Below are 14,645 nucleotides of genomic sequence, written 5' to 3'. Positions count from 1 at the left end.
ACTCAATTTCTTGCGCCGCAATATCAACACCACTAACAGTCTAGAATGGGGAGCGTAACGATCTGCACGGTTCACTCTCGAACCGAATGCGGGGATTCAACTTGTACGATAGACAGCTCGATAGTGTCAGGGCCCTCGCCGTTCTCCTGGTCCTTTATGCGCATTTTGCAGTGCCGGGCTCCAACCTTGGACATCTGGGTGTCCGTCTCTTCTTCGTTCTCAGCGGTTTCCTGATCACCCGCATCCTGCTGCAGGCACGCGGAGGCCCGGATTTCGACCTGCGACATGCGCTGAAGTTCTTCTATGCGCGGCGCGTGCTTCGGATTTTCCCAGCCTATTTCGCCATGCTGGCATTTGTCGGAGCGATCGATCTGGAGCAGGCCCGGGACGGGCTGGCGTGGCAGGCGCTGTTCCTCTCGAACTTCTGGTATGCGGTCCGCGGCGAATGGATGCCCTGGGTGCTGGTGCATAGCTGGACGCTCAGCATCGAGGAGCAGTTCTATCTCGTCTGGCCGCTGATCATGCTCACAGCGCCCATGCGTTTCCTCGGGCGCATCTGCATCGCCTTCATCGCATTGTCGCTCGCCTACCGCCTCTGTTGGCCGCTCACCGGCACGCCGACCATCGCCCGCGACCTGCTTCCTCCGGCCTCCATGGACGCGCTTGCCGCCGGGGGCCTTCTGGCGGTCTGCCGCGCCGGGACGGCAGCCTGGCCGCGCGGACTGAAACCCGCGGCGCTGATCCTGGGCGGCGCCTTTATCGTCTTGTCCTGGCTCGATCCCAGGCCGACCGGCCCGCTTCTCCAGTGGCTGCTGTGGATCGCGAGGGAAGTACTTCCTCTTGCGCCGCTCGTCGTTCTCGTGGGCCTCGCATCGACAGGGTTCAAGGGCGCAGTCGGCAGGTTCATGGAGTGGTCGCCGCTGCGAGCGCTCGGCCGCATCAGCTACGGCCTCTATCTCTACCACATCGTCGTGCTGGCGCTGGTGATCAAGGCCCAGCCATGGATCCCGATGGATATGTCCGACTACGGGCTGGGCTGGCTGACTGTGGGCGGCGCGGCGACCCTGGCGGTTGCCTGCCTTTCATGGCTGCTTCTGGAAAAGCCGATCAACGGCTTCAAGCGTTACTTCCCCCTCACACCATTGGTCGCGCCCGGGACGGAGGTCGATCGGCCCCCAAAGACCAGGGCCGGGACTGGCCATCCCGCGATGGAGGCCGCGTGATCCCACCCCCGCCACCAATGGTCGAAGCGCGACCGGCGACGACGGCCCGCCGCCAGGGAAGAGGTATGCCCCTCGTCTCGGTCCTCCTGCCGGTCTACAACGGCGGCGCCTATCTCGACGCGGCGCTCGGCAGCATTCTTCGGCAGGATTACAGGCGGATCGAGGTCATCGCGATCGACGATGGTTCGACGGACGCCTCGCTTCGGATTCTGGAGAAGTTCCGCAGGGCCGACAGCCGCATCCGCATCGTATCGCGCGAGAACAGGGGACTGATCGCGTCATTGAACGAAGGACTGGAACTGGCCGGCGGCGAGCTCGTCGCGAGAATGGATGCCGACGACATCGCCTATCCGTTCCGTCTGTCGCGCCAGGTGGCGGTGTTACAGCGGGACCCGGCGGTCGCGATCTGCGGCGGCGGCGTGGACAGCCTCGTCGGCAGCCGCCTGTTCCGCGGAATCGGGGACCCGATCTTCGCAACCGGGGATCTGCGTATCCTGTCGCTGTTCTTCACGATCTTCATCCATTCGACCGTGGTCTACAACCGAGACGTGCTCCCGGACGCGCTCCTGCACTACGACGCGCGTTACCCCCATGCCGAGGATTTTGACCTGTTCAGGCGGATAACCGCGCATTTCCCGGCGGTGATGATGGAAGAGAGCCTGATCGCCTATCGCACGCATGACGGCAGCGTGACCAGCCGGCACAAGAAGCGCATGCGTGCGACGCATCTCGACATCGTCGGCGAAAATCTTCGGCAAGAAGGTCTAATGCCCGATCACCGACTGCTTCGCTCGATCGCCAAAGAGGCAACACCCGAATCGGTGCGCGCCGCCGCCGACTATGTGCTTCGGCTCGAGACGGCGGTCGCGGCGACCTCGGCGCCGTCGCGCACGAGCTACGAAGCCGGCTGGCTCAATCTCTTCTATTTCATCTACACGATGATCGCCGACGAGAAGCGGCCGGAGTTGACACGACAGTTCCTGGACGAGACCGGCAAATGGGGACTCATCAGGCGGCGTGAGAGATACGCCTGGCAGGTCGGTTCACTCGCACCGGGGCTCAGCCTTCTTTCCCTGGCGGCGAACAAGCGCCTGGGCGAGGCGATCCGCTACATGAGTTCGGTGCCCGCCTCATCCATACTTCCACCTGCCGGGCATTGGCAGGAATGAGCGGCCGTTCGAATCCGGTCGCGGCGCAATGCGACCCGCGCGAAGGCATGCCACGGCACGCCCATGCCGACCGGGACCATCCGCTCCGGGCAAGTTTCATTGTGTGCACGCGCAACCGCGCCGCTGCGCTGGAAGCCTGCTTGCGGTCAATCGGAGATGCATCGAAGGCCCGTCCTCAATGCCATGTCGAAGTCGTGGTGGTCGACAACGGCTCGACCGACGGCACGGCGCAGCTGCTCCCGCGACTGGCCGATTCGTCGGAATTGCCGATGACGATTGTTTCGGAGGCGCGACGGGGGCTGGCCGCGGCACGCAACGCCGGTATGGCGCGTGCGCGGGGCAATATCCTCGTGTTCGTCGATGACGACATCCGGTTGAGTCGCCACTATCTCGATGATCTGGAGCGACACTATGCAGAAGGGGACGGCTGCATTATCCGCGGCGGCCGTGTCGAACTGGGCGATCCTGCAGACCTCCCTTTCACCATAAAGACCTCGCCCGCGACCGAGCGTTTCGTGCGCGCGACCCATCCCGGCGGCTTCATCCAGGGCTGCAACATGACGATGCACCGCGAAGTCGGGGCGCTCGTCGGCTCGTTCGACGAGCGTTTCGGCGCAGGTGCCGCCCTCCACGCGGCAGAGGACACAGACTTTCTGCTGCGCGCCCACCTATTGGGCATCCCGGTCGAATATGTGCCCGACATGACCGTGTTCCATCACCACGGGCGGCGGACGCGGCGAGCGATCCGCTCGATCTATGCCAACTACAACATTGGAAACGGCGGCCTCTATGCAAAGCACTGCCGCAGCGCCCCCTGGCTTTTGCGTCACCTGTATTGGACCGGGCGTTCGGCCTGGAGAGAGAGTCTCGGAGGACCTTGCTTCGATGAGGGGCTGCGTCTGTCCTACTGGCCGATGGTTGCGATGAACCTGGCCGGAGTGCTCAAGTTCATGGCCCTGGCACTGCTGGGGCGCATGGCAGGAAACAGGCTGGGGCAATTCCGGCAAGGGCGCGCAAGAGACTCGCGCCCGGAGTTGCGCAGAACAAAGGACAGGAGCACTTCCTCGAAAAGCGCAATTGACCCGGACGCGGGCGCGGGCGAGGTGGTGATTATGGAATTCGACCGACGCAGTTGAGGAGAAGGCCACCTCAATTCGCCGCCTCATATTCGTAAAGCGCATCCATCTCGAGCGGCCCCAGCGCGGCCAATGGTCCCTGCCCTTTCACGCGGCCCTCGCTCAGCACCACGATGTCGTCGCAAAACGAGATCGTACTGCGATGATGGCTGATGACGATCGTCGTGCGTTTGCCCGCCCTCGATTTGAGCGTCTCGATGATCGCTGCCTCGGAGAGGCCGTCGAGGGCATTGGTCGCTTCGTCGAGGATCAATATGTCTGGGTCGCGCACCAGGGCCCGCGCCAGCGCGATGCGTTGCCGCTGACCGGCCGAAAGGTTCGCGCCTCGATAGCCGACGATCGTGTCGTAGCGCTGCGGCAGTTCCTCGATGAAGGCATGCGCCTCGGCGAGTTTCGCCGCGCGCTCGGCATCGGCAGCCGTGGCCCGCTCCTGCCCGTAGACGATGTTATCCAGTATCGTCCCGTCCACCAGTTCCAGATCCTGGCTGGCCAACGCGATCTGCCGTCGCCACTGCACGGGATCGATCTGGTCGAGGGGGATGCCATCGACGAGGATCGCACCGTCGTCGGGATCGACGAACCGGCACAGCAGATTGACGATGGTCGTCTTGCCGGCACCCGACCGGCCGACCAGCGCCGTCGACCGTCCTGCGCGGATCTCGAAACTGGCCGACTGCAGGACCACGGCGCGGGTTTCCGCGCCGGCATAGGTGAACGACACTTCGTCGAACTGGACGTGTCGGCTCAGTCCGTCATAGGGCAGATTGCCATGCGGTGCCCTGGGCTTGTCGGACGAATCCAGCAGCCACGTCACTTCCTCGAGCGATCCGCTCCAGCCCTGGAACTGGCTCCAGGCGAACTGCAGGGCCCGGACATGCGGCTGAAGGCGATAAAGCAGGATCACGAAGGCGGCGATCAGGGGAAAGCTCACACCGCCCAGGGCGGCGCCGACGATCACCCCGAGGAACAGCGCGGCGTGGAGGGTCTCGGAAAGAAGCGGCAACGACCCTTGCCGGACCTGCAGCGAGAAGGCCGCGCGCCGCACCGCATCGGAAGCCGTGTCGAAAACCGCCTTTTCCCTTACCTCCTGGCCGAAGATCCGCGTCAGACGCCCTGCGTGGACGAGATGCAGCATGCGCGAGGCAAGCTCGCTGTTAAGCGCGGTGACACGGCGGCTCGGCACCTTGAGGCTGGCCGAAAGCAGGGCATGCACGGCCTGGACCGCGAACAGGCCGAGTGCGACGAGCAAGGTCATCTTCCACGACAGGAGCAGGAGGAAAGCCAAGAGGATGACCGCCGCCGAAGCATTCACGAGGATCGCAAGTCCGGTCTGGATCGCGTCCGAGGCGCGCCAGGACTCGTTCGAAATGATGTTGAGCAGCCGCCCGGGACTTTGCTGCAGGAAGAAGGAATAGCCCACGCGCAGCAACTGCTCCGACAAGGCGCTTCGGATCGAATGGCCGGCCTTGCCATAGATGAAAGCGGTGAGCACCGTGTTGGCGTAGGCAACGACGTTCTTGAGGATGATCAGGGCAAGAATGAAGCCGGCGATCACCATCAGGCGGACGTCGTCGCTCAGCGTCTGGCCGAAACTCTGGAAGATCGCCGAAAGGCCGCTCATTTGAGCAGACGCCGCGCCGCCGGTGATGATGCCCAGCAGGGGGATGACGAGGCCGATGCCTATGCCTTCAAGTCCGGCGCCGACTAGGCCGAGGAGCACCACTGCCGGCAGCATGCGCGACCGGGAGCCGAGCGCTTTTTTCATCATCGGGAACGCTGGAGGCACCAGACGCGACATTGTCACACCGACAAAGCATCAAGCACGCCGCAGGACGCCGCCATGCTTGCCAACGTTATGTCTCGAATTTGCCGCATCTGGGCTCGGATCGCCTTCCGTATTGTCGCCGCCCCTGCTCGACGAGCCTCGCAATGCCCTGGCTTGAAGCCGTGCCACGTGGCGCGGACGATCGAGGTCCAGGGTCCAGTTGCCGAGGCACCTACGACCACAATGCGGCACCCTTTGGACGACATTCGCGTTCCGGCCGGCGTGCTCCCCCAACGCAAGGATATCAGCGCCGGATGATGCAGTGCAACATCGTATCGCCTCGTGGCGTGCCCGCGACAAGATCCGGTCTATCGCCCCGCCGGGTCTGCCAACAGCAGTTCAAGCCTTGGAAGGAACCGCCCCGGTATCGAGCCCGAGGCAACGACGCCGGCATCGGTCGCTCCCATCCTGCGATAGAAATCGGCCGCCCCCGGATCGGCATCGATGACCAGCCGCGCCGCGCCGAGCTCCGCTGCCCGGCCCACCGCCCAATCCAGGAGCCGCCTGCCGATGCCGGTGCGCAGGATCCCGGGATCGATGAAGAGCTTGTCGAGATGGAGGTCCGCCCCTTCCGGCGCGATCTGGACGACCCCAACGAGCTTGCCGTCGACCTCGGCGACGCGCAGCAGCCCGGGATCGAGATCGGCCGGCTGGATCGACAGTTCCGCGCGGCAGGCCTCCAGGAAGGCCGCATCATAACCCCACACCGCCTTCGAGCGCAGGCAGAGCGCGCTGATCTCGCCACATTCGCCGTCTCGCGCCGGTCGCAAAAGGACATTGGTCATGCTGGCATGATGCCGGTCCGGCCCCCGGCCGGCAAGCATCCGGATCGGCCACTTCCTGGTGCAGACGAGGATGGCTCGGACGCTGCTCCGCTCAGGCGCCCTCGATCTCTTCGCGCAGCATCTCCAGCTCGAGCCACTCCTCTTCCATGGCGGCGAGGCTGGCGCGTTCCTTGTCGAGCGCGGCGACCGTCTTGTTGAAGGTCGCGGGATCGCGCGAGAAGAGAACCGGGTCGGCTAGCTTCTCCTCGAGCCTGGCGATGACACCAGAGGCTTCCTCCATCTTCTTCGGCAAGGTCTCGAGCGCGAATTTCTGCTTGTAGGAGAGTTTTTTCGCCGGTCCCTTCGGCGCCTCTGGCACCTCCTTTGCGGCGGAGCCGTTGCTCGTGGCACCGTTCTTCGCGCGCGCCGCCTTGCGGTCATCGAGCCTGGTCCCGCCGCGCTGGGCGAGCATGTCGGAATAGCCGCCCGCATATTCGATCCAGCGGCCGGCACCGTCGGGCGCGATGGTACTGGTGACGGTGCGGTCGAGGAAGTCGCGGTCGTGGCTGACGAGGATCACCGTTCCGGGATAGCCCGCAACCAGTTCCTGCAGCAGTTCCAGCGTCTCCATGTCGAGATCGTTGGTCGGCTCGTCGAGAACAAGCAGATTGGCCGGGCGGGCGAGCACCCGTGCCAGGATCAGCCGCGCCCGCTCGCCGCCGGAGAGTTCGCGTACCGGCGTGCGGGCCTGTTCGGGCTTGAACAGGAAGTCCTTCATCCAGGAGACGACATGACGTTCCTCGCCGTTGACCACGACCGTCTCGCCGCGCCCGTCGGTCAGGTAGTGCGCCAGCGTCTCCTCGGGGTCGACCGCTTCGCGCTTCTGGTCGAGCGTGGCGATCTCGATATTGGTGCCGAGCCGGACCGTACCGGTATCGGGCGCCAGCGCGCCGGTGAGCATCTTGAGCAGCGTCGTCTTGCCGGCGCCGTTGGGGCCGACAAGACCGACGCGATCGCCGCGCTGGATGCGGGTCGAGAAATCCCGCACCACGACGAGATCGCCGAAGCTTTTCGAAATGCCCTTGGCCTCGATCACCAGCTTGCCCGATTCTGCCGCCTCGCTGGCGACCATGTTGGCCAGGCCTTCGGCGCCGCGATGGCTGCGGAACCGCTGCCGCATCGCCTGCAGTTCGCCCAGCCGGCGCATGTTGCGCTTCCTGCGCGCTGTGACGCCGTAGCGCAGCCAGTGCTCCTCGCGGACGATCTGGCGGCCGAGCTTGTGCTGCTCGCGCTCTTCCTCTTCGAGAATGATGTCGCGCCACTCCTCGAAATGGCCGAAACCCTTGTAGAGGCGCCGCGTCTGGCCGCGGTCGAGCCAGACCGTGGCGCGCGACACCCTCTCCAGGAAGCGCCGGTCGTGGGAGATGACGATCAGTGCGGAGGAAGAGCGGATGAGTTCCTCCTCCAGCCATTCGATCACCTGCAGGTCGAGATGGTTGGTCGGCTCGTCGAGCAGCAATATGTCGGGCTCAGGCGCCATCACCTTGGCGAGCGCGGCCCGCCTTGCCTCGCCGCCGGACAGGTCGTCGGGACGCTCGTCGCCGGTGAGCCCGAGATGATCGAGCAGATAGGTGACGCGATGCGGATCGTCGGCAGGCCCAAGCCCGGCCTCCACATAGGCGCGGACCGTCGCGAAACCATCCATGTCGGGGGCCTGCGGCAGGTAGCGCACGGTCGCGGAAGGCTGGCGGAAGACCTCGCCATCCTGCGGCTCGGCCAGCCCGGCGGCGATCTTGAGCAGCGTCGACTTGCCGGAGCCGTTGCGGCCGACGAGCGCGATCTTGTCACCGGCCGAGGCCGAGAGTGCTGCGCCGTCGAGCAGCGGCGTGCCGCCGAATGTGAGCCTGATATCGTCGAGGCGGAGAAGCGGTGGCGCCATGGTCAGAATGCGTTCGTATCCGGGAAGGGATGGGCAAGCAGCAGCGCACGGCCCGAGCCGAGTTCGACCGAGAGCTCACCTGTGACCTCGTTCGAGACGGTCAGCGACGAGCCGAACGGCACCTCGACCGCCTTGAGGGGCCAGCGCGCGCCGCGTACCGTCAGGCCGGAGAGATCGCTGAACCCCAGCACGCTGAACAGCGTGCCGGGTTCGTAGTCGAAGGCGGAGCGGCCGGGCAACAGCGGCACGCCTTCCTGCGCGCCGCTGGTCAGAAGCACCGGCACGCCCGCTTCCGCCAGACGGATGGCGAGCGCCAGATGCAACTGGGCATGATCGGCGCGGGGGCCGCCGAAAGCCCCGGCGATCACCAGCGACGTTGCCCCGCGCGACAGCGCGGCGTCGATCGCGAGTTCGCCATCGGTCTTGTCCTTGCCCGACGGAAAGACCTTGCGCGGCACCTCGGGATAGCTTGCCGCCATCGCCAGGGAAACGGAATCGAAATCGCCCACCCAGAGTTCCGGGGCCAAGTCGAGCGTGTCGGCGTGGCGGATGCCGGAATCGGCAGCGATCACGCGCGCCCCCGCCGTTTGGGCGTCGAGGCGGGGCGTGCGGATCAGGTCGCCGCCGAGCAGAATGGTGAAGATGCTCATGGCGCCCGCCTCTATCAGGGGTCGGGCAAAAGGGAAAGGCGTGACGCCGGAGCACTTGAAACAACCGCTTGCCGTGTCCCCTCGCCGGCTCTATGTCTGGACTTGCTCTAACGGGGTGCCGGTCGCGCAAGGGTCGCGAGCCGGCTGAGAGGCAAAGGGCGAAATCCCCTGCCAACCCGCTGAACCTGATCCGGCTTGTACCGGCGGAGGGATTAGATGCGTTCGCTCATCCGACGCCTTTTCCCTGTCAACGCGACGCAAGGAGGTGCCGATGCGCGTGAAGTTCCTGTCGATCCTTACCGCAGCCCTCGTGCCGCTGGCCTGGCCGGCGGCGGCCGAAGGCAAGCTTACCGTCTATACCTATGAGAGTTTCACCGCCGATTGGGGCCCCGGGCCGCAGGTGGAGAAAGCCTTCGAAGCAGAATGCGCATGCGACCTGCAATTCGTTTCGGTGGCCGATGGCGTCGCCCTGCTCAACCGGGTCAAGCTCGAAGGCGGAGCCACCAGGGCCGACATCGTGCTCGGTCTCGACACCAACCTGACGGCCGAGGCCAAAGCGACGGGCCTGTTCGCGCCGCACGGCGCCGGCCTTGCCCCGCTCGCCGTGCCGGGCGGCTGGAACGACGACGTCTTCGTCCCCTACGACTACGGCTACTTCGCCGTGGTCTATGACAGCGACAAGGTCGCAAACCCGCCGAAAAGCCTGGAGGAACTGGTCGAAGGCGACCCGCGAGAGAAGATCGTCATCCAGGACCCGCGCACATCGACGCCCGGCCTCGGGCTGCTGCTCTGGGTGAAATCCGTCTATGGCGACAAGGCCGGCGAAGCCTGGGCGAAGCTGAAGCCGCGCGTGCTCACCGTCACGCCCGGCTGGAGCGAGGCCTATGGCCTGCTCACCAATGGCGAGGCGCCGATGGTGCTCTCCTATACCACCTCGCCCGCCTACCACATGATCGCCGAAAACAGCGAACGCTATAAGGCGGCCGCCTTCGAAGAGGGGCACTATCTGCAGATCGAGGTCGCGGGCGCGACCGTCAACGGCGCGAAGAACCCGCTGTCGCAGAGGTTCCTCGCCTTCATGACCGGCCCCGCCTTCCAGGACGTCATCCCGGAAACCAACTGGATGCTGCCCGCCGGAAAGACTGACAAGCCGCTCGACCCGGCCTTCGGCAAGCTCGTCCAGCCGGGCAAGTCCCTGCTGTTCAGCGCCGAGGAGGTGGCGAAGAACCGCAAGGCCTGGATCGACGAATGGCTGGCGGCGATCAGCAAGTAGGAGGCGGTCGACAGACAATGTCGCCCTCCTTCCCCCTGCCGCGATCCTCTGCGTACCTGCAGTCTTGGCGCCGCCCCTCATCCGCCTGCCGGCACCTTCTCCCCGCGAGCGGGGAGAAGACCGATGTCCTCTGCGATTTCGCCAATCGTCGAGGCTGCAGGACCAGGTGCCGTCATCGCGGCAGGCAGTCTTCTCCCCGCTTGCGGCTAGGACATGCATACCTCGTGGAATACCCCTCATCCGACCTCGCTTCGCGAGGCCACCTTCTCCCACAAGGGGAGAAGGTAAGAGTTGCAGAAGCGTTCCGGCCAATCGTTGACGTTGACGATTGGCAGAGCAGCCAAAGCCAGGCTCCGACCTTCTCCCCTTGTGGGAGAAGGTGGCCTCGCGAAGCGAGGTCGGATGAGGGGTCGCCCGGGTGCAAAGGCCACAAGGCACGGCTAAGTAGGCGACTCGGTGGCCATAAGAAACGTCTTGGCCCGCAGAAAATATGCGCATGCCCTAGCCGTATGCGGGGAGAAGAAGGTGCCGGCAGGCGGGGTGGCGCAAACCTCCCAGGGCAATCCTCTCTCCCCGCGCACGTCGCTCCCCACCGGAGGAACTCCGGTTGAGGGATATCGCCGTGACCCCACACACTCGCCGGCGCACCGACGCCCGCGTCGCCGCCGGCGCGACGGCGCTTGCGGCAATCGGCGTGCTCGTCGGCGGAGCCTTCGCCGGTCTCGCCATGGAGGGAGCGGCCGACCCGTCGGGAGCGATCTCCGCCTTCGACCCCTATATGGCCCGTGTCGTGCGCTTCACGCTCTGGCAGGCGTTGCTGTCGACCTTGCTTTCGGTGGCCCCGGCGATGTCAGTCGCACGGGCCCTGTCGCGCCATCCCGTTTTCCCCGGTCGCGGCTGGCTCGTCGGCCTGTTCGCGGTACCGCTCGGCCTGCCGGCAATCGTCGCCGCCCTCGGCATTCTGGCCCTGCTCGGCCGGGCCGGCTACGTCTCCGGTCTGTTCACGCTTCTCGGCGCCGACGGCTGGCCCGGCATCTACGGCCTCGCGGGCATCCTCATCGCCCATGTTTTTTTCAACCTGCCGCTCGCCACCCGTCTGTTCCTCGAAGCGCTCGATACCGTGCCCCCCGACCAATGGCGGCTGGCGAGCCAGCTCGGCATGGGCGCGACGGCAAGCTTCCGGCTGATCGAGTGGCCGGTTCTGCGAGCGAGCCTGCCCGGTGTCGCCGGTCTGGTCTTCATGCTGTGCATCACATCGTTCACGCTGGTGCTGACGCTGGGCGGCGGGCCCGGCGCCACGACGCTGGAGGTGGCGATCTACCAGGCGCTGCGGTTCGACTTCGACCCGGCACGGGCGGCCGCCCTGACGATGCTGCAGATCGCCCTCGCCATGGCTGTCGTCGCCCTGCTCGCCCGCATCGGAGCACCGTCCGCAAGCGATACGGGCCTCCCCGTGTCGCGGCCACGCCTCGTCGCGGCCGGCGCCGCCGAGACCGTGCTGAATGCGATGCTGATCGTGCTCGCAGCCCTGCTCGTCGTGAGCCCCATGGCCGCGACGGTCATCGGCGGTCTCGAAGCCGATCTCCTCCGGCTGGTGGGCGAGGCATCCGTGCGCAAGGCCGCAACCACCAGCCTCGCATTCGCCTTCCTGTCCGCATTGATCTCGGTGACGACAGCCCTTTCCCTGGTGTCCGCGCGCCGGGCGCTGGAGCTCGGCCGCCGCCGGGGTGAAAGGCCTTCCCTGCTGGAGCGCCTGGCCGACACCGGCGCCGGCTTCGTGCTCGTCGTGCCGCCGCTCGTCGTCGGCGCGGGCTGGTTCATCCTACTGCGCCATATCGGCGACGTCCTGCTGTTCGCGCCTGTCATGGTCGTTTCCGTCAACGCGGTGATGGCGATGCCCTTCGCGGTGCGCGCCATTCGCCCGGCCTATGACGCAGCCAGCGAACGCCATGAGAGATTGTGCGCGCAACTCGGTCTCGCCGGCTGGAACCGGCTGCGTCTTGTCGAACTGCCTGTGCTGCGCCGGCCGCTGCTGACCGGCTTCGCTTTCGCCATGGCCTTGTCGCTCGGCGATCTCGGCGTGATCGCCCTGTTCGGCAGCGATGCCGTCCAGACCCTGCCCTATCTGCTTTACCAGCGCCTGGGCAGCTATCGGACGGCCGACGCGGCCGGATTGGCGCTGTTGCTCGGGGGGCTCTGCCTCGTCCTCATGCTCGCGGCCGATCGGCTGGGAAGGAAGCCGGCATGAATGTGGAAACGATCGGCGGCGTCACGCTCGACGATATCAGCTTCAGCTATGGCGAGACATCGTTGCATTTCGACGTCGGGCTGCCCCGGGGCGCGTTCGCGGCCGTCATGGGGCCGAGCGGATCCGGCAAGTCGACCTTGCTCAACCTGATTGCGGGTTTCGAGACGCCCGCCTCGGGCCGCATCGTCATCGACGGCCATGACGTCACGGGCCTGCCGCCCTCGGCGCGCCCGGTGTCGATGGTCTTCCAGGAGAACAACCTCTTCGCCCATCTCTCCGTGGAGGCCAATGTCGGTCTCGGCCTGTCGCCGTCGCTGCGCCTCTCGGCCGAAAACCGCGCGACGATCGCCCAGGCTCTGGAGCGCACCGGATTGGCCGGCAAGGGTAAACGGCTGCCGCGGCAGCTTTCCGGAGGGGAGCGTCAACGGGTTGCGCTCGCCCGCGTGCTGGTCAGGGATCGCCCGGTGCTCTTGCTCGACGAGCCTTTCGCCTCGCTCGGCCCGGCCTTGCGCGAGGAGATGCTGGACCTCCTCATGGCCCTTCATGCCGAACGCAGGCCGACCGTACTGCTCGTCACACACCATCCCGGGGATTCCGAGCGGATTGCCGAACGGGTCGTCTTCGTCGAGGACGGCAAGATCGCCGCGGCCGGCACCACAGCCGAATTCTTCGCAGACTCTGGTCCGGAAGCCTTCCTGCGTTATATTGGGCAGACAAGGCGTGCGAGCGGGATTGCCCGGAAGCGGACATAATTTGCAGCCAAGGGTCCTTACGCGGACACCGGCGAATCCTTGTATGTTGCCGAAGACTGTGGCTTAGGTCGCGTAAAGCTGGTCCGTCGTGCCTACGACCGGCTCCTGTGGGCAGGTCGACGAATCGAAAGGATGGGAACCTGACTCTGGCTCCGAACCGCCCCGTGCCGCTGCGCCTGCGCCATCTGCGCCTGGCCGCCGCCGTCGCGATGATGGCGGTGCTGTCGGGTTGCATGTTCAATGCCGCGGACTCGCTCAGCGAAAACGCGTTCCAGCCGTCGAACAACCCGGTCACCGTCGACACGGTATCGCGCAACGACCGGCTGGCGGAGCTCGCCAGGGGCCAGCATCCGCGCATCCTGGCCACCTATGGCGGCGAATACTCCGACCCCAAGCTGGAGCGCATGGTCGCAAAGGTCGTCGGCAATCTGACGGCGGAATCGGACAATCCGAACCAGGCCTACCGCATCACCATTCTGAATTCGCCCAACGTCAACGCCTTTGCCCTGCCCGGCGGCTATCTCTATGTCACGCGCGGCCTGCTGGCGCTCGCCAACGATTCCGCCGAACTCGCCGCCGTCATCGCCCATGAGATGGGCCACGTAACCGCCAATCACGGCCTGCAGCGCCAGCAGAAGGAGGCCGAGGAGGTACTGGCGACCAAGGTTGTTTCCGACGTGCTCGGCGACAGCCAGGCAGCGAAGGCCGCTCTCGTGCGCGGCAAGCTGCGCCTTGCCCAGTTCTCGCGCAATCAGGAGCTCGAGGCCGACGCGATCGGCATTCGCCACAGCTCGCGCTCCGGCTACGACCCCTATGCAGCGTCGCGTTTCCTGCAATCCATGGCCGCCTACAGCGACCTTCGCAGCGTGACCGGCGCCGCCGACGCCAGCCTCGACTTCCTGGCCAGCCACCCGAACGCGCCGCAGCGCATCGAACTGGCCCAGGGTCATGCACGGCAGTTCGGCGCACCCGGCGTCGGGGCGCGGGACCGCGATTCCTTCCTCGCCGGCATCGACGGACTGTTGTTCGGCGACACCGCCGACGAAGGTTATGTGCGCGGCAACACCTTTCTGCATTCGCGCCTCGGCCTCTCCTTCTCGGTTCCGTCGGGCTTCGTGATCGACAACTCGGCCGCGGCGGTCACCGCGACCGGCCCGGGCGAGACCGCGATCCGCTTCGACGGCGTCGCCCTCGATCCGAAGGTGCAACTCGTCGACTACGTCCGCAGCGGATGGGTGGCGGGCCTCGATCCGAGCAGCGTGCGCGCCGAGACCATCAACGGCAACGAGGCCGCGGTGGCGCGCGCCCGCGCCGACGGATGGCAGTTCGACATCGTCGTCATAAGGGCCGGCGGTCAGGTCTACCGGCTGCTCACCGCCGCTCCGGCCGCGAGCACGGCGCTCGACGGCATCGCGCGATCGGTCAGCGGCAGCTTCAAGCTGCTGACCCCGGCCGAGAAAGCGGCCCTCAAGCCGTTGCGCATCCGCATCGTGACGGTGCGACCGGGCGACACGGTCGGCTCGCTGGCGGCATCCATGGTCGGCGTCGACCGCAAGCTCGACCTCTTCCGCGTGCTCAACGCGCTCGGCCCCGGCGCCAGCGTCTCGGCCGGCCAGAAGGTCAAGATCGTCACGGACCGCTAAAGCATGTCTCCCGAAAGTGGGTA

11 protein-coding genes and 1 riboswitch are annotated in these 14,645 nt (G+C 66.0%); of the genes, 7 read left to right on the top strand and 4 right to left on the bottom strand.

The genetic code is table 11. From position 1 onward, the window contains the following. Positions 1–86: 86 nt before the first annotated feature. The 3 genes from JN302_RS12020 (at position 87) to JN302_RS12010 (ending at position 3,528) form a co-directional block, all read left to right on the top strand. A complete protein-coding gene (locus tag JN302_RS12020; RefSeq protein ID WP_202333001.1) occupies positions 87–1,223 on the top strand; it encodes an acyltransferase family protein in 1,137 nt (378 codons plus the stop codon). Positions 1,224–1,288: 65 nt separating this feature from the next. Further along, the gene (locus tag JN302_RS12015) at positions 1,289–2,392 is read left to right on the top strand and encodes a glycosyltransferase family 2 protein (RefSeq protein WP_202333000.1); all 1,104 of its coding nucleotides are present in this window, start codon (positions 1,289–1,291) and stop codon (positions 2,390–2,392) included. A 47-nt stretch (positions 2,393–2,439) separates the two neighbouring features. Then, a complete protein-coding gene (locus JN302_RS12010; RefSeq protein WP_244846635.1) occupies positions 2,440–3,528 on the top strand; it encodes a glycosyltransferase family 2 protein in 1,089 nt (362 codons plus the stop codon). A gap of 13 nt (positions 3,529–3,541) precedes the next feature. Here JN302_RS12010 and JN302_RS12005 read toward each other — a convergent pair whose 3' ends face one another. From JN302_RS12005 to JN302_RS11990, 4 genes are all read right to left on the bottom strand, one after another. Further along, on the bottom strand, positions 3,542–5,296 hold the full coding sequence (locus JN302_RS12005) for an ABC transporter ATP-binding protein (protein ID WP_446720721.1): 1,755 nt from the start codon (positions 5,294–5,296) through the stop codon (positions 3,542–3,544). A gap of 365 nt (positions 5,297–5,661) precedes the next feature. After that, positions 5,662–6,138 (bottom strand): GNAT family N-acetyltransferase, encoded by a 477-nt coding sequence (locus JN302_RS12000; RefSeq protein WP_202332997.1) that lies wholly within the window; start codon positions 6,136–6,138, stop codon positions 5,662–5,664. Positions 6,139–6,229: 91 nt separating this feature from the next. Further along, positions 6,230–8,056, bottom strand: a complete 1,827-nt coding sequence (locus JN302_RS11995) for an ABC-F family ATP-binding cassette domain-containing protein (RefSeq protein ID WP_202332996.1) — start codon at positions 8,054–8,056, stop codon at positions 6,230–6,232. Positions 8,057–8,058: 2 nt separating this feature from the next. Further along, the gene (locus JN302_RS11990) at positions 8,059–8,706 is read right to left on the bottom strand and encodes a thiamine diphosphokinase (RefSeq protein WP_202332995.1); all 648 of its coding nucleotides are present in this window, start codon (positions 8,704–8,706) and stop codon (positions 8,059–8,061) included. Positions 8,707–8,807: 101 nt separating this feature from the next. Then, a riboswitch (TPP riboswitch) is annotated at positions 8,808–8,935 on the top strand. Positions 8,936–8,977: 42 nt separating this feature from the next. On the opposite strand from JN302_RS11990, the gene thiB reads away from it, so the two are divergent. The 4 genes from thiB (at position 8,978) to JN302_RS11970 (ending at position 14,622) form a co-directional block, all read left to right on the top strand. Further along, entirely contained in the window at positions 8,978–9,979 is a 1,002-nt protein-coding gene (thiB, locus tag JN302_RS11985; protein ID WP_202312356.1) for a thiamine ABC transporter substrate binding subunit, read from the top strand. Positions 9,980–10,601: 622 nt separating this feature from the next. Next, positions 10,602–12,227, top strand: a complete 1,626-nt coding sequence (thiP, locus tag JN302_RS11980; protein ID WP_202332994.1) for a thiamine/thiamine pyrophosphate ABC transporter permease — start codon at positions 10,602–10,604, stop codon at positions 12,225–12,227. Beyond that, positions 12,224–12,979: a thiamine ABC transporter ATP-binding protein gene (gene thiQ / locus JN302_RS11975; RefSeq protein ID WP_202332993.1), complete on the top strand. Its 756-nt coding sequence runs from the start codon at positions 12,224–12,226 to the stop codon at positions 12,977–12,979. The genes thiP and thiQ overlap by 4 nt, the downstream gene beginning before the upstream one ends. A 209-nt stretch (positions 12,980–13,188) precedes the next feature. Further along, positions 13,189–14,622: a M48 family metalloprotease gene (locus tag JN302_RS11970; RefSeq protein WP_202334265.1), complete on the top strand. Its 1,434-nt coding sequence runs from the start codon at positions 13,189–13,191 to the stop codon at positions 14,620–14,622. Positions 14,623–14,645: the final 23 nt, after the last annotated feature.

It is taken from the genome of Mesorhizobium sp. L-8-3, from assembly GCF_016756615.1.
Taxonomy (GTDB): Bacteria; Pseudomonadota; Alphaproteobacteria; order Rhizobiales; family Rhizobiaceae.
This window is presented reverse-complemented; position numbering and strand designations above follow the sequence as displayed.

Excerpts from the sequence above, each read along its gene's own strand:
- JN302_RS11970 (WP_202334265.1), top strand. The coding sequence starts at position 13,189 with ATGATGGCGGTGCTGTCGGGTTGCATGTTCAATGCCGCGGACTCGCTC.
- thiB (WP_202312356.1), top strand. The coding sequence starts at position 8,978 with ATGCGCGTGAAGTTCCTGTCGATCCTTACCGCAGCCCTCGTGCCGCTG.
- JN302_RS12000 (WP_202332997.1), bottom strand. The coding sequence starts at position 6,138 with ATGACCAATGTCCTTTTGCGACCGGCGCGAGACGGCGAATGTGGCGAG.
- JN302_RS11990 (WP_202332995.1), bottom strand. The coding sequence starts at position 8,706 with ATGAGCATCTTCACCATTCTGCTCGGCGGCGACCTGATCCGCACGCCC.
- JN302_RS12010 (WP_244846635.1), top strand. The coding sequence starts at position 2,440 with ATGCCACGGCACGCCCATGCCGACCGGGACCATCCGCTCCGGGCAAGT.
- JN302_RS12005 (WP_446720721.1), bottom strand. The coding sequence starts at position 5,296 with ATGATGAAAAAAGCGCTCGGCTCCCGGTCGCGCATGCTGCCGGCAGTG.
- thiQ (WP_202332993.1), top strand. The coding sequence starts at position 12,224 with ATGAATGTGGAAACGATCGGCGGCGTCACGCTCGACGATATCAGCTTC.
- JN302_RS11995 (WP_202332996.1), bottom strand. The coding sequence starts at position 8,056 with ATGGCGCCACCGCTTCTCCGCCTCGACGATATCAGGCTCACATTCGGC.
- JN302_RS12015 (WP_202333000.1), top strand. The coding sequence starts at position 1,289 with ATGCCCCTCGTCTCGGTCCTCCTGCCGGTCTACAACGGCGGCGCCTAT.
- JN302_RS12020 (WP_202333001.1), top strand. The coding sequence starts at position 87 with ATGCGGGGATTCAACTTGTACGATAGACAGCTCGATAGTGTCAGGGCC.